Annotated in this window: 15 protein-coding genes and 2 pseudogenes; 2 read left to right on the top strand and 15 right to left on the bottom strand. The window is 56.1% G+C overall.

The window, feature by feature from the left end:
- Window positions 1-76 precede the first annotated feature (76 nt).
- A complete protein-coding gene (locus BKK80_RS37950; protein ID WP_084545494.1) occupies window positions 77-691 on the top strand; it encodes a LuxR C-terminal-related transcriptional regulator in 615 nt (204 codons plus the stop codon).
- 1038 nt (window positions 692-1729) lie between these two features.
- Window positions 1730-3742, top strand: a complete 2013-nt coding sequence (locus BKK80_RS05690) for a polysaccharide biosynthesis protein (RefSeq protein WP_071068715.1) — start codon at window positions 1730-1732, stop codon at window positions 3740-3742.
- 74 nt (window positions 3743-3816) lie between these two features.
- Here the strand turns inward: BKK80_RS05690 and BKK80_RS38110 are convergent.
- From BKK80_RS38110 to BKK80_RS05630, 15 genes and pseudogenes are all read right to left on the bottom strand, one after another.
- Window positions 3817-3927 (bottom strand): annotated as a pseudogene (locus tag BKK80_RS38110) (IS30 family transposase); the annotation flags it as partial.
- A 60-nt stretch (window positions 3928-3987) separates the two neighbouring features.
- Window positions 3988-5003: pseudogene (locus tag BKK80_RS05685) on the bottom strand (helix-turn-helix domain-containing protein).
- Between the two features lie 141 nt (window positions 5004-5144).
- Window positions 5145-5693, bottom strand: coding sequence for a dTDP-4-dehydrorhamnose 3,5-epimerase (rfbC, locus tag BKK80_RS05680; protein WP_071068714.1), 549 nt, complete (start codon window positions 5691-5693; stop codon window positions 5145-5147).
- Window positions 5694-5710: 17 nt separating this feature from the next.
- Window positions 5711-6589: a glucose-1-phosphate thymidylyltransferase RfbA gene (rfbA, locus tag BKK80_RS05675; RefSeq protein ID WP_071068713.1), complete on the bottom strand. Its 879-nt coding sequence runs from the start codon at window positions 6587-6589 to the stop codon at window positions 5711-5713.
- Window positions 6590-6599: 10 nt separating this feature from the next.
- Window positions 6600-7517, bottom strand: a complete 918-nt coding sequence (rfbD, locus tag BKK80_RS05670; protein ID WP_071068712.1) for a dTDP-4-dehydrorhamnose reductase — start codon at window positions 7515-7517, stop codon at window positions 6600-6602.
- Entirely contained in the window at window positions 7507-8571 is a 1065-nt protein-coding gene (rfbB, locus tag BKK80_RS05665; RefSeq protein WP_071014928.1) for a dTDP-glucose 4,6-dehydratase, read from the bottom strand. Before rfbB ends, rfbD begins: the two co-directional genes overlap by 11 nt.
- A 306-nt stretch (window positions 8572-8877) precedes the next feature.
- Entirely contained in the window at window positions 8878-10053 is a 1176-nt protein-coding gene (locus BKK80_RS05660) for a DegT/DnrJ/EryC1/StrS family aminotransferase (protein WP_071068711.1), read from the bottom strand.
- Window positions 10047-10727, bottom strand: coding sequence for an acetyltransferase (locus tag BKK80_RS05655; RefSeq protein WP_071068710.1), 681 nt, complete (start codon window positions 10725-10727; stop codon window positions 10047-10049). The genes BKK80_RS05660 and BKK80_RS05655 overlap by 7 nt, the downstream gene beginning before the upstream one ends.
- Window positions 10724-11317, bottom strand: coding sequence for a sugar transferase (locus tag BKK80_RS05650; RefSeq protein ID WP_071068709.1), 594 nt, complete (start codon window positions 11315-11317; stop codon window positions 10724-10726). Before BKK80_RS05650 ends, BKK80_RS05655 begins: the two co-directional genes overlap by 4 nt.
- Entirely contained in the window at window positions 11314-12432 is a 1119-nt protein-coding gene (locus BKK80_RS05645) for a glycosyltransferase family 4 protein (protein WP_071068708.1), read from the bottom strand. The genes BKK80_RS05650 and BKK80_RS05645 overlap by 4 nt, the downstream gene beginning before the upstream one ends.
- A gap of 108 nt (window positions 12433-12540) precedes the next feature.
- Complete coding sequence (locus tag BKK80_RS36255) at window positions 12541-13740, bottom strand: hypothetical protein (protein WP_162287344.1); 1200 nt, start codon at window positions 13738-13740, stop codon at window positions 12541-12543.
- Between the two features lie 410 nt (window positions 13741-14150).
- Window positions 14151-15245 (bottom strand): glycosyltransferase family 4 protein, encoded by a 1095-nt coding sequence (locus BKK80_RS05640; protein WP_071068707.1) that lies wholly within the window; start codon window positions 15243-15245, stop codon window positions 14151-14153.
- On the bottom strand, window positions 15242-16192 hold the full coding sequence (locus BKK80_RS05635; protein ID WP_071068706.1) for a glycosyltransferase family 2 protein: 951 nt from the start codon (window positions 16190-16192) through the stop codon (window positions 15242-15244). Before BKK80_RS05635 ends, BKK80_RS05640 begins: the two co-directional genes overlap by 4 nt.
- Entirely contained in the window at window positions 16189-17163 is a 975-nt protein-coding gene (locus BKK80_RS35370) for an EpsG family protein (RefSeq protein WP_084545493.1), read from the bottom strand. Before BKK80_RS35370 ends, BKK80_RS05635 begins: the two co-directional genes overlap by 4 nt.
- Window positions 17160-18425: an oligosaccharide flippase family protein gene (locus tag BKK80_RS05630; protein ID WP_071068705.1), complete on the bottom strand. Its 1266-nt coding sequence runs from the start codon at window positions 18423-18425 to the stop codon at window positions 17160-17162. Before BKK80_RS05630 ends, BKK80_RS35370 begins: the two co-directional genes overlap by 4 nt.
- Window positions 18426-18432: the final 7 nt, after the last annotated feature.

Genomic DNA, 18432 nt, shown 5'->3' with positions numbered 1-18432 from the left:
GTCGGAACCGCCCCCTGCCATTTCCTATCCGCAATGATCGGAGACAGGCCCCGACGAGAATGGCGCACGCAGGCAGATGAATCCGAACGACCCGCCAGGCAACACCCTTTCCTACCCAGCTACCGGTTCCAGCCCGCCCGTCCCGGCACCTGCCGTGCCTGCCGTGCCTACGGCGCCTACCGCACCCACCGCATCCGCCATCGCCAAGCTGACGCCACGCCAACGCGCCGTGCTGGCACTGCTGCTCACCGGGCAATCGAACAAGCTGATCGGCCGCCAGCTCGGACTGACCGCCAACACCACCAAGGACCACGTCGCCGCCACGCTGAAGCGGCTGGGCCTGCGCAAGCGCGGCGATGCACTGCGCCACGCGCAGCAGCTGATGGCCCTGCTGACGAATGAAGGCAGCAGTGCCACACCAGGCGCGGCAGCACACGATCCGGCGCCAACGCCGCCCGTGCCCACACCCGCGCACGACGGCAAGCTGCCGGAGTTCGGCCTCACCGGCCGCCAGCTGGCCGTACTGGTCCGGCTCATCGATGGCCTGCCGAACAAGCAGATCGCCGAGCAGATGGGGCTGTCCATCTACACAGTGAAGGAATACGTGTCGGAGATCCTGAAGCGGCTCGGGGTGAAGACGCGGTTCGAGGTGATTTCGCTGGTGCAGCGGATGGACAAGACCCAACCGTAGCAACAGCCGGGCCATTCGATGGCGCGCGCTACTGCTACCAGCTGCACTACGGCCCGACCGCAGTGCCTGCGGCCTGCCCGCGACCGCCGCGCGCCCCCGCAATCCCTCGCGGCCCCGCACGCGATCGTCCCGTCCCATGGCCGATCCGCGCGTCGCACGCACATCAGATGCACATTTAACACGCGTCTGACACACATCCCACAAGCACGGCAGGCACCGCGGGCACGCACCGCGTAGCAGGCGAGCCGGCGCCCCACGTGGACGCGAATCACGCGTTGGCAGTCGACATGCGCCGCCCCGCTATTCCCCCCCGAATTCTTTAAAAAAATCCTTGCCATTTGCGCAGGCCTCGATATGCGTCGCTCGCTATCGCAGCCGAGCCGCCAACGCCCGCGCGCCTGGCCTCGCCCGGCTCAGCACGGCTGCCCGCACCCGGCGCCGGCCCTCAACTCCGGCCCTGCGCCGGCGATACCAGGGCACACCCGCCGCCCCGAATCCCGCCCCCACGCCCAAGCCGCCAACCGCGGCATCTCGGGGCAAAAGCTGCCCAGCACGCCATCGCAAACGATCCGCCAGCCCCGGAACCACTGCAGACCATCGCGGAAAGCCGCCCAACACTGCGCCAATTCGACAAGGCGCAGCGACTTGCCCGCCCTCCGAATCGGAATCCTCCGAGCCCCCGCAGCGCAAAACCTAGCGGAAACCCATCCCATGTGGGGTACGGGAACGCCAACGCCTGATTGCGTGATGTACCCCTGTTCTCTATGATTCGGAATCTGATAAAAATGACATTATTGTCTTATCGCCATCAGAAAGAGCGGTATGACAGATCGGGCAAAGAAGTTGACTTCTCGCCCTTTTCTTAAACGGGGGGTTTTATCCACCAGCTGCCGCCGGGTCAAGCGGCAGCAGGGACGTTTAGGAGCTCGCAATGAACCTTGAACTCGGTAACACAGCGGACCAGACCACCGCCCGGGTTCCCAGCCGGCAACCGCATGGCGTCCTGGCGTCTTCCCAGGCCAAAGCGGAGTGACTGGTATGCTACATATGCTGATTTCGCGACTGATCAACCTGCCACGGCCCCAGAAGATGGCGCTGATGGTGGCCACCGATGTGATAGCGCTGCCGCTGTGCTTCATGCTGGCGCTCGTGCTGCGCCGTGGCAATTTTGACCTCGTCCAGCAGTACGGCCTGATGCCACCGCTCATCATCGCCGCCCTCACGCTGCCGGTCTTCTACCTCAGCGGCCTCTACCGTTCCGTGGTGCGGTACATGGACCTCAAGGTCCTGTGGGTGACCGGCGTCAGCCTGGGCACGCTGCTGCTCAGCACCTACAGCCTGTCCTTCCTGATCAGCAGCGAAGCGCTGCCGCGCACCGGCCTGCTGATCTACTGGTTCGTCGCCTTCGCCTACGTGGTGGCCTCGCGCCTGCTCGCCCGCTCGCTGCTGCGCCTGCAACCGGCCAGCGCCCGCGACGCCGGTGCCGCCAAGCGCATCGCCATCTTCGGCGCCGGTGAAGCCGGTTTCCAGCTGGCCATCGCCATGCGCGCCAGCAGCGACTACACCCCGGTCTGCTTCTTCGACCACGATCCCAGCCTCAACAACAAGATCGTGGCCGGCCTGCCCGTGCACTTCGCCGGCAAGCTGGCCGAGCAGATCGACCGGCGCAGCATCGACGAAGTCGTGCTCGCCCTGCCCTCCAGCTCGCCCGGCCGCCGCCGCCAGATCGTCGACTCGCTGCGCGCGCTCCACATCAAGGTCCGCACGCTGCCCACGCTGCTCGAACTGGTGGACGGCCGCATCACCACCCAGTCCATCCGCGACATCAAGGTCGAAGACCTGCTCGGCCGCGAGCCGGTACCGCCCGAGCACCGCCTGTTCGCCAAGTGCACGCACGCCAAGACCGTCATGGTGACCGGCGCCGGCGGCTCCATCGGCAGCGAACTGTGCCGCCAGATCGCCAGCCAGGGCCCACGCAGGCTGGTGCTGTTCGACCACTCCGAGTACGCGCTGTACACCATCGAGCAGGAACTGCGCCACAGCTTCCCCAACCTGCGCCTGGTCGCCAAGATCGGCTCCGTCTGCGACAGCGAAGCGGTGGAATCGGCGGTGCAAGGCAACTGCGTCGACACCATCTACCACGCCGCCGCCTACAAGCACGTGCCCCTGGTCGAAAGCAATATGGCCGAAGGCATCCGCAACAACGTGCTGGGCACCGCCGTCGTGGCCGAAATCGCCGACCGCTACAGCGTGGAAACCTGCGTGCTGGTCTCGACCGACAAGGCCGTGCGCCCCACCAATGTGATGGGCGCCAGCAAGCGCATCGCCGAACTGGTGTTCCAGGCCGCCGCTGCGCGCCGCAACACCCGCACCGTCTTCTCCATGGTGCGCTTCGGCAACGTGCTCGGCTCCTCCGGCTCGGTGGTACCGCTGTTCCGCCAGCAGATCCAGAACGGCGGGCCGATCACCATCACCCACCAGGACGTGATCCGCTACTTCATGCTGATCCCCGAAGCCGCCCAGCTTGTCATCCAGGCCGGCGCTATGGCCAAGGGCGGCGAAGTCTTCGTGCTGGACATGGGCGAACCGGTGCGCATCGTCGACCTGGCACGCACCATGATCGAAATGTCCGGGCTGCGCGAAAAGACGGAAAACAACCCGCACGGCGACATCGAGATCAAGGTGGTGGGCCTGCGTCCCGGCGAGAAACTCTATGAAGAACTGCTGATCGGTGGAGAGGTCACGCCGAGCTCGCATGAACGGATCATGTGTTCGCGCGAACATCGCTTGTCTGAGACGGAACTGCAGGACAAGCTGGCGGCGCTGTTTGCGGCGTGCGATAGTCGGGATCAGTTGAAGATCCAGACGATGGTGCAGGCGCTGGTGACTGAGTATGCGCCGTATTCGTCGCTGGAAGGTCGCCTAGCCAAGCCGGTGCGGAGCAAGCCTTCGCATGCGCTCGCGCCCCTGCCAATCGGATTGAACAGATTCGATAATCAGGCTAGCAATGGTCACCCGGCACAAGCAGTCGAAGCGAACCAAGCAGCCTAGGGTTCTTTGTTAAAAAGAAAAGGCCATCCCTAAGGGATGGCTTTTTCATTGGTGTGAGCCGGCGGTCTCAAGAATCAAGTGCAACGCTTAGCAAATCCATTGAGTTCCGGCTCCTTGGCCATTGCTTCCTCGGGCGTATCCCAGCCGAGGGTCTGACGAGGTCGGCCGTTGAGCAATTTGGCGATGTGTATTAGCTATGACTCGATCTGACATGTGGCTGGACTGCTGAATCGGCATCCACCGATTCAATGAGGGACGAGCTTTTCCTTGGCGAGTTCTAGCGAGTCAAGAAAGGTGCGCATTGGTGTCTTGCCATAGCACCATCGTCCTTGATGTTCGGGCTCGTTGTTGTACTGGTCAAGCTAGGTGTCGAGGTCTTCCTGCAAGGCTGGGATCGATTCATAGACCTTCCTGCGAAAGGCAACCCGGTAGACTCGTTGAGCATGGTCTTGTGCAATCGCTCCACGATGCCCCTGGTCTGTGGTGACCTGGCCCGCGTGCGGGTATTGTCGATGTTCTCCACGGCCAGATAGAGCTCGTACTCGTGGTGCTCCGGATTGCCGCACGGTCAGCACCCGCGCGAGCGGAATGCCGTGACCGTCGAAGAATGGCAGCACACGATCGTTGAGCAGGTCGGCCGCCGGCAGCGGTGTCTTGCGGTCATAGAGCTTGGCGAAGGCCACCTTCGAATAGGTGTCGACGAAGGTCTGCTGGTAGACGCGGCCAACGCCCTTGAGGGTGCCCACGTAGAAGGGGTCCTGGGCACCGCAGTAACTGGGGCACTCGGACTCGAATTCACCGCTAGTTTCCTTCTCCAGCCTGGCGCGCTCGAGCGCGGCCAACTGCGCCTCGGTCAGTACCAGCCCTTCCTGGGCCGACTTGGCTTCCAGCGCCTTCAGGCGCTTTTTCATGGTCTCGAGGTCGTGGCGTAGCCAGATGCTGCGAACTCCCTGTGGCGAGACATGCAAGGCATGCCGAGAACTTCGTTGGCAATTCGGACCTGACCGCAGGCGGGCAATTCCAACGCCAGATTCACCACTGCGCTCTCTACTTCGGGATCGACGCGGTTCTTGAGCAACGGGCGACGCCGTGAGATCTCCTGCAGTGCCGCCCCACCGCCCCGATCGTACAACTCCTTGAAGCGGTAGAAGCTGTCGCGCGAATAGACCATCACACGGAAGGCCTGGCGGACATTGCCCAATTGCCGAGCCAGTTCGAGTATGCCGACCTTGGCGCGGATGACTTTCTGTTCCTGAATCATGGCGGACTCCTTGCGAATCCCGCTGCACCGCGACGCTTCGGGCTACGCCCTCGGCGTCGCGGTGCAGCGGCTCGAGAAACCAACCGAGAAACCAACCACTGTCAGATTAAATCTAGTCTTTCACAGCAGATTGTACCCACCTCACTCAAAACAAGTGCATTCGGAAAATTTCACACCTTTCTGATCTTTGCTCGACAAAGATGGCGCATCGGTAGGCCATTCGATGCCCAGTTCGGGATCGTTCCAATGCAAACTACACTCATATTCTGGATACCAATAGTCTGTAGTTTTATACAGAAACTCCGCCGCTTCAGAGATCACTACAAAGCCGTGCGCAAAACCCTCCGGCACCCATAACTGCCGTTTGTTCTCATCCGACAGCGTTACGCCTACCCATTTTCTGAAAGTCGGCGAGCTCTTCCGCAGGTCGACTGCCACATCGAAGACTTCGCCAGCCACCACGCGCACCAACTTGCCCTGCGGATGCTGAATCTGGTAGTGTAAGCCCCGAAGCACATTGCGGGCCGAACGGGAGTGGTTATCCTGAACGAACTCTCGCTTTAGGCCGGTGGCCTGCTCGAACTGGCGCGCGTTGAAGCTCTCCATAAAGAAGCCGCGTGCATCGCCAAATACCTTCGGCTCAAAGATCAACACATCAGGAATCGCCGTCGGAATGATGGTCAAGTTCATAACAGTCTTCCTGCCTATTATCTAACCACTTCCGAAACGATGCGCTGCAGATATCGGCCGTACCCGTTTTTGGCCAGCGGCCGAGCCAGTGTCTCCACCTGCTCAGCACTGATCCACTTAGACCGATACGCAATCTCCTCTGGACAAGCCACCATCAGGCCTTGCCGATTCTGCAGTGTCGCAATGAAGCTGGCCGCCTCGAGCAGGGAATCGTGCGTACCCGTATCCAGCCAAGCATAGCCACGACCCATGATTTCGACGTTGAGCTGCCCCATCTCTAAGTAGCACTTGTTAACGTCGGTGATCTCCAACTCTCCACGCGCCGACGGCTGAATGTCGGCTGCGATATCACATACTTGCTTGTCGTAGAAGTACAGACCTGTGACCGCGTAGTTCGAGCGCGGCTTGACCGGCTTCTCCTCCAGCGACAGAGCACGAAAGCCGGCATCGAACTCCACGACGCCATAACGCTCCGGATCGTGCACGTGATAGGCGAACACCGTGGCGCCGCTTTGCTGGCCAGCGGCGCTCTCCAGTTGGCGCACTAGATCGTGACCATGGAAGATGTTATCGCCCAGGATCAGCGTGGACGGATCGTTGCCGATGAAGTCACGGCCGATGATGAAGGCCTGCGCCAGCCCGTCGGGACTGGGCTGCACCGCGTACTGCAGGTTGATGCCCCACTTGCTGCCATCGCCCAGCATGTCCGCAAAGCGCGGCGTGTCTTCCGGCGTGGAAATCACCAGGATGTCGCGGATCCCTGCCAGCATCAGCGTGGACAGCGGATAGTAGATCATCGGCTTGTCGTACACTGGCAGCAGTTGCTTGGAGACAGACCGCGTGATGGGGTAAAGCCGGGTGCCGGAGCCACCGGCCAGGATAATGCCTTTGCGCATGGTGTTCTGTTTAGGTAAGAATCTGATCGAGCAGGAGATGGACACCCTGCTGCCAATCCGGAAGATAGATGCCGAAGGTCTCGCGCAGCTTGCCCGTATCCAGCCGCGAGTTGGACGGGCGCGGCGCCGGCAGCGGGTAGGCGGTCGCCGGGATCGCCTCGATGGCCGCCGGGTCCACCTTGAGTTCGACGCCCTTGGCGGCGGCATAGCGGACCACCTCGCTGGCGTAGCCATGCCAGCTCGTCTCTCCGGCCGCGGCCAGGTGGTAGATGCCGCCGGCAAACTCTGCGCGCTCGCCGAACAGCCAGTGCCGCGCGATGATCTGCGCGGTCACGTCGGCAATCAATGCGGCCGTGGTGGGCGCGCCGAACTGGTCGGCGATCACGCGCAGGCTGTCGCGCTCGCGCGCCAGCTTGAGCATGGTCTTGGCGAAGTTGCCGCCATGCGCGCCGGCCACCCAGCAGGTGCGCAGCACCAGCGCCGCCGCGCCGGTCGCCGCGACGGCCAGTTCACCGGCCAGCTTGCTCTTGCCGTAGACGGACTGCGGCGCTACCGCATCGGTCTCGACGTAGGGGCCTTCCTTGCGGCCGTCGAAGACGTAGTCGGTCGAGTAGTGCACCAGCAGGCTGCCGAGCACCTTGGCTTCCTCGGCCAGCACGCCGGCCGCGGTCGCATTGATGGCGAAGGCTGTCTCGGCGTCGGCTTCGGCCTTGTCCACCGCCGTGTAGGCCGCCGGGTTGACGATCACGTCCGGCCGCAGTTCGCGCACGCGCCGGCGGATCTCGTCCGGACGCGACAGGTCGCAGCCGGAGCGGTCCAGTGCGACCACCCGGCCCAGCGGCGCGAGGCTGCGGCGCAGCTCGAATCCGACCTGGCCGTTACAACCGGTGACAAGGAGTGTGGGGATGCGGGAAGCCTTAAGCTGCATATTGCTTGGCTACCCAGTTGCGGTATTCCCCCGACATCACATCCTGCACCCAGGCCTGGTTGTCCAGATACCACTGCACGGTCTTGCGCAGGCCGGTCTCGAAGGTCTCGGCCGGCTTCCAGCCCAGTTCGCGCTCGAGCTTGCGGGCGTCGATGGCGTAGCGCCGGTCATGGCCCGGGCGGTCCTTGACGAAGGTGATCTGATCCCGGTAGGAGCCGGCCGCGCGCGGCTTGAGCTCGTCCAGCAGGTCGCACAGGGTGTGCACCACGTCGAGGTTGGTCTTCTCGTTCCAGCCGCCGACGTTGTAGGTCTCGCCCAGGCGGCCGCGTGCCAGCACTTCGCGGATGGCCGCGCAGTGGTCGCCCACATAGAGCCAGTCGCGCACGTTGAGCCCGTCGCCGTACACCGGCAGGGGCTTGCCCGCGAGCGCGTTGGCGATCATCAGCGGGATCAGCTTCTCGGGGAAGTGGTACGGGCCGTAGTTGTTCGAGCAGTTGGTTGTCAGCACCGGCAGCCCGTAGGTGTGGTGGTAGGCGCGCACCAGATGGTCTGAGGCCGCCTTGGAGGCCGAGTACGGGCTGTTGGGTGCGTAAGCCGTGGTCTCCGAGAACTGCGGGTCGGTAGGGCTCAGCGAGCCGAACACCTCGTCGGTGGAGACATGCAGGAAGCGGAAGGCCGCCTTGGCATCGGCGTCGAGCGCGCCCCAGTAGGCGCGCGTGGCCTCCAGCAGCGTGAAGGTGCCGACGATATTGGTCTGGATGAACTCGGCCGGGCCATGGATGGAGCGGTCCACATGGCTCTCGGCGGCGAAATGCACGACCGCGCGCGGACGGTAGGCAGCAAACAGGCGGTCGATCGCCTCGCGATCGCAGATATCGGTCTGCGAGAACACATGGCGTGCGTCGCCTTCCAGCGAGGCGAGCGTCTTGCGGTTGCCTGCGTAGGTCAGCTTGTCGATGTTGACGACGGCATCCGCGCCTGTGTCACGCAGCCAGCCGAGCACGAAGTTCGCACCGATGAACCCCGCCCCGCCCGTTACGAAGATATAGGACAACTCTTTGCTCCTACTATTTGAAATATTTAAGAGATGCTTGCTCTCGTCTACCACAGTCAGCCTCTATAACTTGTGAACCGCGAGGTTACTTCCATCACAAGCGAATTCCTATCCAACGAAAGGAGTGTAATTAGGAATCTGTCACAACTCCGTAAAGTGCTAGCGACCTCTAGACAAATCCGCCCGCACACAGTGGGAACCGCGCTTAAGGGGAAGTATTCGCGATGTCTACATGGATGTGACCATGCTCAGATCTCCCAACCACATCTCACCTCTCAATACTCCAAACATCGCTCAGCGAACGAGCTACCGCATGGCGGAATTCAAAACCTTCCGCGCGACCTCGCCGGCCCGACCAATCTCAGCCTCCGTCAGCGTTGGGTGAATCAGAAACATTAGGCTCGTCTCTCCTAATTCCCTCGCAACGGCCAAGCGCTCAGACGGTCGCCAACCTGTACCATCAAATGCCTTCTCAAGATAAACTTCTGAGCAAGAACCCGAATAACATGGAACACCCTGATTATTAATTTCGGCCATAATCCTATCTCGGCTCCAGTCAGAGGCCAACACATCGGGCTCAACAAATGCATAAAACTTGTACCAAGCGTGCTGCATTTGCACCGGAGGAAGTGGGACTCTCACTGCGGGACATTCCAAAAGGCTATGGGCCAGCGATATCGCATTGCTTGTGCGCAGACTTGTCCACTCCGCCATTCGCCTCAACTGGATACGACCAATCGTCGCCTGCATCTCCATCATGCGCCAGTTTGTGCCGAACGAATCGTGAACCCATCGGAAGCCAGCTGGATGCTCCCGCTCATAAACAGCCTCCCAGCTTTTCCCGTGATCCTTAAAGGACCACATACTGGCCCATAGCTCTTTGTCATTAGTCGTAACCATGCCACCCTCGCCTCCGGTAGTCATGATTTTGTCCTGACAAAAAGACCAGGCTCCGATATCCCCAATGGAGCCCACCGATCGCCCTTTGTACTTTGCACCGTGCGCCTGAGCACAATCCTCGATCACTTTGAGGCCGCGCTCTCGTGCCAAACTCATAATCGGGTCCATGTCGCATGGCCAACCGGCGAGATGAACACATATCACTGCTTTCGTCCGTTCCGTGATAACGCGAGAAATTGTTTCCGCCGTTATATTCTGACTATCAGCATCAACATCTGCAAAAACTGGAACCGCGCCTGCAAGCACGATGCTTGACACCGATGCTAGGAATGTCCTGCTTGTTACAATAACCTCATCGCCTTCGCCAATACCGAGGGCTCTGAGAGCGACGTCCAAAGCGAGAGTCCCGTTTGCGAGCGCAACAGAATAGGCGACACCGACCCATTCAGCGAACTCCCTTTCAAAATCACGACAAATACTTCCCGTCCAATAGTTGACTCTATTCGAAACCAGAACATCCTTGACAGCGTCTGCTTCCTCTTGAGTAAAACTTGGCCAAGGCGAGAAACTCGTATTCAGCATTTTGACTCTCTTTTCAACGAAGGTGACAAATCGCCACAACTCCCACTTTTCGAAAACTGTAGTGGCGAAGCAGGACAACCTACGGCGATCACATGATCTGATATATTGCTAACAACTACGGCTCCAGCTCCAACAACAACATCTGCCCCGATAGTTACACCCTGCTTGACCGCCGCGCCGATTCCAATCCAACTGCATCTACCGACAATCACATTGCCCGCCAGATGTGCTCCAGGACTAATATGCACACCATCATCAAGTAGACAATCGTGATCAACGGTCGCACCAGAATTTATAATCGTAGCGGTGCCCGCCGTTACATCTGCATTTACGATCGCCCCGGCCATAACCACACTGCCGTCACCGAGAGATGCAAACTTGCTTACACAAGCGTGCGGATGAATCACTGTCAGCAATCGCCCGCCCGCCTTCCGAATTGCCGCCGTTTTGGCAAGTCGAATAGAACAATCGCCGATCGTTACGATCACACCATCAAAATCGCTCAATGCATCCAGCAGAATCTCCGTATCTCCGGAAATCGCCCAATGCCCGTTTCTTACTCGATCAGGCCAAGCATCATCGAAGAATTCGATTGATGAGTATCCGGCAGCCAACGCGGAGTCTGCCACCACCTTTCCGTGTCCGCTCGCTCCTAGTAAGGCTAGTTTTCTCATTTTCGCTCACCGGTGAACTTCGCCGCAGTAGCTTCACCTTTCGCGCTGATGCCATCCCGAATAAGTACCTTACGTACTGTCAACCATAAGATTCTTAGGTCTAAGAACATCGACCGATGATCGACATACCAAACGTCCATATCAAACTTCTCATCCCAACTAACACTATTCCTACCGTTTATTTGGGCCCAACCAGTAATTCCTGGCCTTACTTCATGCCGGCGAGCCTGAACTTTGGAGTACAGTGGCAAGTATTCCATCAAAAGAGGCCTCGGCCCTACTAAACTCATATCCCCCTTCAAAACATTCCAAAGTTCAGGGAGTTCATCCAGACTCGTTGAACGGAGAAGGCGACCAAAATCAGTGAGACGCTCAGCATCCGAAAGCAATTCCCCATTCTTCCCGCGCGCGTTCGACATTGAGCGAAACTTAATCATCTCGAACGGATGACCATTCATCCCTGGTCGAATTTGCCTAAAGAAGATTGGGCTCCCAAGCTTGCTCCGGATCAAAGCCATCAGCAAGAGCAGTGGGACTGAGAGAAGCACCAGCAATAAAGAAGCCACACATACATCAAAAAATCTCTTCATAGAATCCCCATCTGGCGGAGCATTGCCTCATTAACCTTCCGCACGTCATACTTATTCTCAGCCATCTCCCTAGCACGCGCTCCCATCTCTCCAATTAAATGGGGCGTAGCTGCAAACTTCATCATCGCCTCATATAATCCATCAACTGATCTCACCGGCACCATAAAACCCGTTACTCCATCCTGTACCGTCTCGCGGCAACCCGGCGCATCCGTGGTGATAATTGGCCGCCCCATAGCCATCGCTTCCAAAACGGTTCTCGGAGTGCCCTCTCTATATGAAGGCAGCACGTATACGCTGGATTCTGCGATCGCAGGGCGCACATCAGATAACTTGCCCAGGTACTCCACACTGCCTTCAGCTATCCAGCTACTCAGCTCACTGTGTCCAATTGAATTCGGGTTCTCATCAATCCACCCCACCAAACCAAATTTAACATCTGGCCTTATTTCGCGTACTCGCTTGGCTGCCTGCACATACTCCCTCACTCCCTTGTCACCCAGGAGTCGAGCGATAAGCAGGAAACGAGGAGGACCCGGTGGCAGCGGGGCAGGAAGAAAGCTGGAAATATCGATCCCCGAGCCGTTCACGACACATGATGAAACTTTTGGACTTAAAATTCCCAATTCACGAAAAAGATTTTCGTCATCAGGATTTTGAAAAAAAACGAGACGCACCCGCGCGAGGGAGAATCGATATAGTCGACGGACTAGTGCCAACAAGCGCCCCCGCTCTCCCTCTCCTTGAAATGAATACCCAAGGCCAGTTACGAGGGCGAAGCGAAAAGGTACACGCGACAGCCATGCTGCCAACGAGCCATATATCACTGGCTTGATGGTATAACTCATTACATACGTTGGCTTCACGCGAGCCATCACACGAAGCAACCCGATCACGGTTACCAAATCGGAAACAATACTCTTACTTGTACGTCGCAACGGCAAATCATGCACCTTCAATCCCATGGCCTCCAGTCGCCCACGCAAAGGGCTGCCTTGTCCTAGGGATGGCGCAGCGACATGCACTTCAAGGTTCCGCGATTGTAGCGCCGCAATCAAAGGACCACGGAAATTCAGCAATGAATCCGCTAGACCTGCAATTAAGAGAAACTTCATGACTCCGTCACCCAACCAAGCTCTAAAGAGGGATTTCCTCTCTCTTTCAGAGCTTGATCCAGAAAATAGCGAATGATAATCGAGAATATCGCCTCGACACCAATTTACTCACTTGACCGGTAGCTGAGCAGGAAGCAAACCTATTCTTGGACTGACCATCTTACTTGTAGCCAAGTCGAGGTCATTCCGTGCATCCCTTTGCACCGCAACTAGCGTCCTTCCAGTCGGAGAAGTAACTTCCAAGCTATCCAGAACGATACGTTCCGAGAGGCCGCGTGCGAGTCCAATTACCATTGCTCCACCTGGCTTTCCATTCCCACAGTCAGCCAACTTATCTCGCAACGATCGAACGTTCGAAGCATAGCCGATGGAAATGCCTCCGCCTCTAGCGTATCCACATCGTACAAAGCGGTTATCCACTGACTCGATATCTCGCACTCCTCGTTTCGCTTCGTTGTATCCCAATATTGCCGCCCTCGAGAAATCAGTGAACATGTTCTGCTTTATCAAGCCTCTCTTTGCACCGAGAATTTGATATGGCATGCAACCATTCGCCGCAACATTATTGGATAGACGAAAATTCGTATCATCTTGTGTAGGCGCCGGCTCTCGATTGGTGCACAGCGAGAACATCGCACCCGTACCGGAGTAGCCGTCTGATTTGCAGTATTCCACTGTCAAATTCTGAGGCATCTTCGTCACTGCTGCAGGGATCATTACGCCAACCTCACCGAGATTCCCGCCGTTATTTTTAAAAACCGACTGTCTAATCGTAACATTTCGAATAGTCGCCCATGAATTTGCATTCGGCTCCATATCAATGGGTCCAGGCATATCCGAGCGAGTGCAGTTCAGAAACTGACAATCTTCGACCACGACTCCGTCGATATCAATAAATGTTAAAGCATTCCGATTATTATTATTTACACCATCGAATCGCACTCGTCGCGCCGAAAAACTAAAATTGTGACGTTCTGTAGCCCTATCATTCGAACTCCCGCAGTAGATTCCATCGCCCTGAAATCCACTGATAAGCAGATTCTCGACCTCTAGGTGAGAAAAGCCATTCAGATTTAGCAAATGGCAATGCTCAGAAAACCCAGCAGCCGAGACTTGCCCCTTCAGGGCAAATCCGCGGAACGCCACGTTCTTAGCATTTGCGGCGCCCAGATTATCGCCAGAGACACCGGAGTTCAGACTGATGCCATAGCATCCCGCTTTAACGCTCAGTACAGCGGACCAGTCTTCGCCGATGGTCTGAATATTCTCATACGTTCTCAGGTTTCCCCACCAAGATGGTCGTTCCATGAGGGACAATGACAGTCCCTCCGCCCCTATTACGAAGAAGGTCGTAGACTCTTTGAACATATTCTGTATAGTCAACCGATCCATCGGTCACGAAATTACCTGGGAGCGCAGCAGCCAAATTGACTGGCGATGACCGCACCACAAGGTCCACTCGACCTATAGGAGAACTACCCGCAGGAGCAACCGGGGCAGCGCGCGCCTCCCAGCTACTGATTCCTTTCTCTAAAAGACAACCGGCTGAGGGGGTTTCATTTCGAATGAGATAACCAAGCCCAAAGCCACCGATGGCGGCGAGAGCCGTTCTTCGAGATTTCCTCATGAGCTCCCCCTTCCTAGGAATGCCTTGATATCGCAAGGCTGACATGAACTGATCAATAGACGTGGAGCTCTTGTCAATTCATGGATTCAATCTAGTGATACGAAACAGCCGAAACCAATGACTTGATCAATCGAGGGGCGGCAGACTGAAGCGAATAGTATTTCTCCACGCGCCGCCGGCCATTCTCGCCTAACATGGCCCTCATCGCATCATCGCTCAGAAGTCGATCGAGGCTTTCAACCCATTCTTCTGATGAACTCGCGAAAAAGCCAGTCTCGTCAGCAACGACTACGTCAACGTTCGCGCCAACCGGCGACGATACCGTCGGCAATCCGCTTGCCATATACTGGATTAGCTTATAGGCACATTTTCCTCGTTCCCAAGGACTATCCAGCAGGGGCATTATTCCGATATCGCAATCCCTAATCGCCTTTGCTTCAGTTTCCGCAGACCAATTTACGTTCTCGACCTGAACTCCAGGAATAACGACCTCGCCACCCCCAATCACCCTCAAAACAAACCGTCGTTTCTTTGCAAGTATTGCGAGGCTAGGACCGATGCCGGTCAAATAGCGTACTGTCGACGGGGAACCGATCCAAACAACACGGGGAATAGATTCAGCATCACTTCGATTCCATTCTTGAACTGCCTCTGACCGTTCCTTTCCTCTATACCGATCTAGATCCACAACAGTAGGGAAAACTTCAACACGTCGAGCGCCTGCTTTCTCCGCCCGCTCAGCAAGATACCTGTTTCCTGCAACAACGAGGCGTGCCCTTGCCATCAAATGATCGATTCGATTTCCATAGGTTCTCCGCACCCAGGACATGCGATGAAGATCATATTTGTGGAAGATCGCATCATCAAAATCTAGCACATATGGAACATCTTTCAACATCCATGACTCAAAACCCGCTGGCAGCCATGGCAGCGCCTCCTTCTCGATCCATAAAAAATCGAACTCAGCGCGGCGCAGCAAAAAACGAAGACGCTCGATGTAAGACGAAATAACTGCTGACAGTCGATAACTACCTTCTCTATATCGAGTCGACAATCGAGCATCATCGAACAACGGCGCGATGGTCAGTTCCCAACCATTCCCTTGCATTACGGGGAAGAATTGAAATGAGCGCATGCGAGACGACGCACCCTGCTGGCCATACCGAGTCAATGCAAGCACCTTCACGATACCCTCGCCTCTTTCAGGATAATCTTCAGGTCACCAAAGAGCATTGAATATGCAGCCCACGTATTTTTCGCATCATCAAATCTGCCACGGCACAGGGCAGAGAGTGTCCGCGTACACGGCTCTAGAAGAAGAGTGATGGCTGCAAGTATCCAACCCCGCTTGCAGCCAAAATGCTTGAATCCGTAAAAGAGCCTGCTCCGCAAGGAATAGAACGTCCTATGCGCCTTCACCTTTCTTGACGTACCGCCGCCAGCGTGAAAGGCTTTCGCGTCAGCGAGATATAGACTATCGTATCCGGCCTGCTTAGCTCGCAGCGACAGATCGAGATCTTCCAAATATACGAAGAATCGTTCATCAAATCCGGCAAGATTCTCAAATAAGGATCGCCGCATTAAATAGAATGCCCCGATTACGTGATCGACCTTCTTTGTTTCCGAGTGGTCCCAGTCCGCCATATGCATGCTAGACGACCGAAGAACCGGAAAATGATTTAATCCCAGTGCCTGAATAAAGAACGACCATAGACTGGGAAATCGAGCGCAGCTTCGCGACACCCGCCCATTCTCATCAAGCAACTGAATACCCACTATACCTACCTCACGGTTCGCGGGATCAACCATGTGCGAAAGCGAAACACTAAGAGAGTCCGCATACAGATGAGCATCGGGATTTAAGAAGAGAATAAATTCACCCACCCCCTTTCTAGCACCTTGATTACATGCCGCCCCGAAACCTCGATTTTCAGCATTTCTCTCAATCACAAGACGGAACGGAAACTCTCTCCCGCCCTCGATCCGAGCGATGGAGTCATCGGTAGATCCGTTATCGACAACAATCACTGAATCGACCAATCCCGAATTATTTTCAGCTATGCTCAGGAGAGCTTTCTCCAATTGCTGATCGGAATTCCAATTTACAATGACAACATCTATCGAACGTTTCATGTCAGCAACGGATCGTAGAAATAAGTTACATATACGTGAAGTACACCAGTCGCGAGCACGAACATAGAGGAGATAGACTTCACTAGTGGCGACCTACAACTAAACGCCCGCAACACATATATCAACACAAAAACTGAGAGCAGCTCTCGAAATCGACCAGCGAATACCGAGTTATCGAGCAACGCAAAATGAAAAGAGGCGCTAAGAGCAATCCCAAGCGCACAATATCGCATCGGCAAGTCACATGCCTGCCAAGTCAGAAGGATGAAAATCAACAACAGCAAGTCAAGCATAAACAACACCGGAAATGTTGTAGCAGTCTTTCCGGCATCAGAATAATTCGAGAGAGCATTAAGATACCCTTGCAAGTATGAAAGCAAAACACCCTTCGATACCATAATCGCGAGGAATGCAACGACGGCTATGAGGACCACCCGCAACCGTGTCACGCGTTTGATCGAATAGATAAATAGGAAGACAATCGCAGAATAATGAAAGAGCACGCCCCCCAGAAGCAGCACCAGATCCTTGACTCGATATTCCGGAGTCTCCCGCCTGACAAAAACCAGGAAAGCAAGTGCAAATGCACAGTTAGCCCGCAGCACCGTCATCTCGAAGAGGGCGAGATAGCGAGTTAGCAGATAAAATACAAATACTGCAAAAACAAAAACATATCTTCTTGAATGGGGAACAGCACAACACTTCACGAAGACTGCAACCCCTGCTATGACCGCATAGACCACCGGATTATTCAAGCCAATCTTCACCAGTGCATAAACCACCGCTGAAAAACCCGGCTCAAAGCGATACGATATATCATTGAAGTTCGCCGAAACCCTAACTGCATCGAAAAACTGAAGATAATTATCGTAATCTCGACTTTCCCCAAAAGCCTGGTATCCGGAGAGAACTCTTAGAAGCGTGGCGATACTGACGGCCCAAAATATAGTTTTTAGGGTCCGTGTTTTCATTTCTTCCCCCCCAGGATTCCCAAAGCTATTGCGTCAAAAGTCATTCTCCCGGTCCAGGCCCACGCCGCGCCAACAACCCCGAACTGATGTAAAAGAAAGAGCAAGGCTCCCACAAAAATTGGCAATTCAATCATATGCAACAGAGCCGTTATGTTTGCACGTCCCTTAGCATGCAGTAGCGCATAGAACATTACGCCAAGCGAGTTCGAAAAAACTCCCAAGCAGAGAATTTTCCCAACGGTAATTGATTCCGGATGCAATCCTTGTCCAACCCAGAGAGTCAGGATCTTCGGGAGAAAGAAGAACATCGCGATACAGACTACAAGCATCATTCCAGCCACTATCAGCAGCCAGCGCAAAAAATAGCGCTGCCATTGCGTAGGATGTGAACGCATCATTGCGCTCAGGCTTGGAAATAGGACGGATGAAACCGAGCCAACAAGCACTAAGCTTTGAACAACCATCTCGTAGGGTAGAACATAAATAGTCACCGCGGCCGCAGATATTGCCGATGAGATCACAAAACGATCCGCCTGGACTAGCATCGGACTTACAATACTGCTTACGGTGACCCAGCCACCAAATGAGAAAAGACTTCGTGCGATTCGTGATGAGTACTCGCCTGTTCGCCCGACAGCACGCTGACCGGAAATGCATGTCATTGCGAGCCGACGATAGATAAGCAAAGAAAATAGTCTACTAAGCACTAGAGTTGCAACCAGCCAAGGTAGGCTGCTGGTCCAAAGGGAGACTAGATACGGCCCTCCAAAATTGACCATGCCTAAAAGGGCTCGTACAACGCTTATGCCACGAAAATTCAGGTAAGCTTCGTTGACTCCACGATACGTCGCACTCATCGCTTGGGCGGGTAGCGCTAGAGCGAGAAGCAAGATGGAAAGCTCAATTTCCCCAGTCGCGGTCTGGCGCGCGTGTATCAATGACCCGCCACCAGCGATAGCGAAGATGGCTATGATCACACCGCCAAAAGCACCCGTGAGCAATGTGATTCTGCCTGCTGTTGCCAAAGCATCGGGAATTGATGAAAAATCTCCCTCGCCTCTTAGGCGGGCCACCATCTGTGTAAGAGCTCGACCAATACCGAGATCTAATGCTCCTGCATAACCGACTAGGCCCCAAGCGAGCGCCAGCACCCCGAACCTTTCATTGCCGAGGCGATGAATTAATTGCGGCACGGTGACTGCCGCTACCAGCAACGGCAGAGTAAGTCCGGCTAGATTCCAAGAAACCGAAGAAACACGCATAGGGAAG

This window comes from Cupriavidus malaysiensis, assembly GCF_001854325.1.
Classification (GTDB): Bacteria; Pseudomonadota; Gammaproteobacteria; order Burkholderiales; family Burkholderiaceae; genus Cupriavidus; species Cupriavidus malaysiensis.
Note: the sequence above shows the minus strand (reverse complement) of the source record. Positions and strands in the feature narration are given on the sequence as shown.

Bases quoted from the DNA above. Each gene is read 5' to 3' on its own strand.
- BKK80_RS36255 (WP_162287344.1), bottom strand. From the start codon at position 13,740: ATGGAACGACCATCTTGGTGGGGAAACCTGAGAACGTATGAGAATATT.
- rfbA (WP_071068713.1), bottom strand. From the start codon at position 6,589: ATGCGCAAAGGCATTATCCTGGCCGGTGGCTCCGGCACCCGGCTTTAC.
- rfbC (WP_071068714.1), bottom strand. From the start codon at position 5,693: ATGAACTTGACCATCATTCCGACGGCGATTCCTGATGTGTTGATCTTT.
- BKK80_RS05655 (WP_071068710.1), bottom strand. From the start codon at position 10,727: ATGAGAAAACTAGCCTTACTAGGAGCGAGCGGACACGGAAAGGTGGTG.
- BKK80_RS05650 (WP_071068709.1), bottom strand. From the start codon at position 11,317: ATGAAGAGATTTTTTGATGTATGTGTGGCTTCTTTATTGCTGGTGCTT.
- BKK80_RS05630 (WP_071068705.1), bottom strand. From the start codon at position 18,425: ATGCGTGTTTCTTCGGTTTCTTGGAATCTAGCCGGACTTACTCTGCCG.
- BKK80_RS05690 (WP_071068715.1), top strand. From the start codon at position 1,730: ATGCTACATATGCTGATTTCGCGACTGATCAACCTGCCACGGCCCCAG.
- rfbD (WP_071068712.1), bottom strand. From the start codon at position 7,517: ATGCAGCTTAAGGCTTCCCGCATCCCCACACTCCTTGTCACCGGTTGT.
- BKK80_RS35370 (WP_084545493.1), bottom strand. From the start codon at position 17,163: ATGAAAACACGGACCCTAAAAACTATATTTTGGGCCGTCAGTATCGCC.
- BKK80_RS05660 (WP_071068711.1), bottom strand. From the start codon at position 10,053: ATGCTGAATACGAGTTTCTCGCCTTGGCCAAGTTTTACTCAAGAGGAA.
- BKK80_RS05635 (WP_071068706.1), bottom strand. From the start codon at position 16,192: ATGAAACGTTCGATAGATGTTGTCATTGTAAATTGGAATTCCGATCAG.
- BKK80_RS37950 (WP_084545494.1), top strand. From the start codon at position 77: ATGAATCCGAACGACCCGCCAGGCAACACCCTTTCCTACCCAGCTACC.
- BKK80_RS05645 (WP_071068708.1), bottom strand. From the start codon at position 12,432: ATGAAGTTTCTCTTAATTGCAGGTCTAGCGGATTCATTGCTGAATTTC.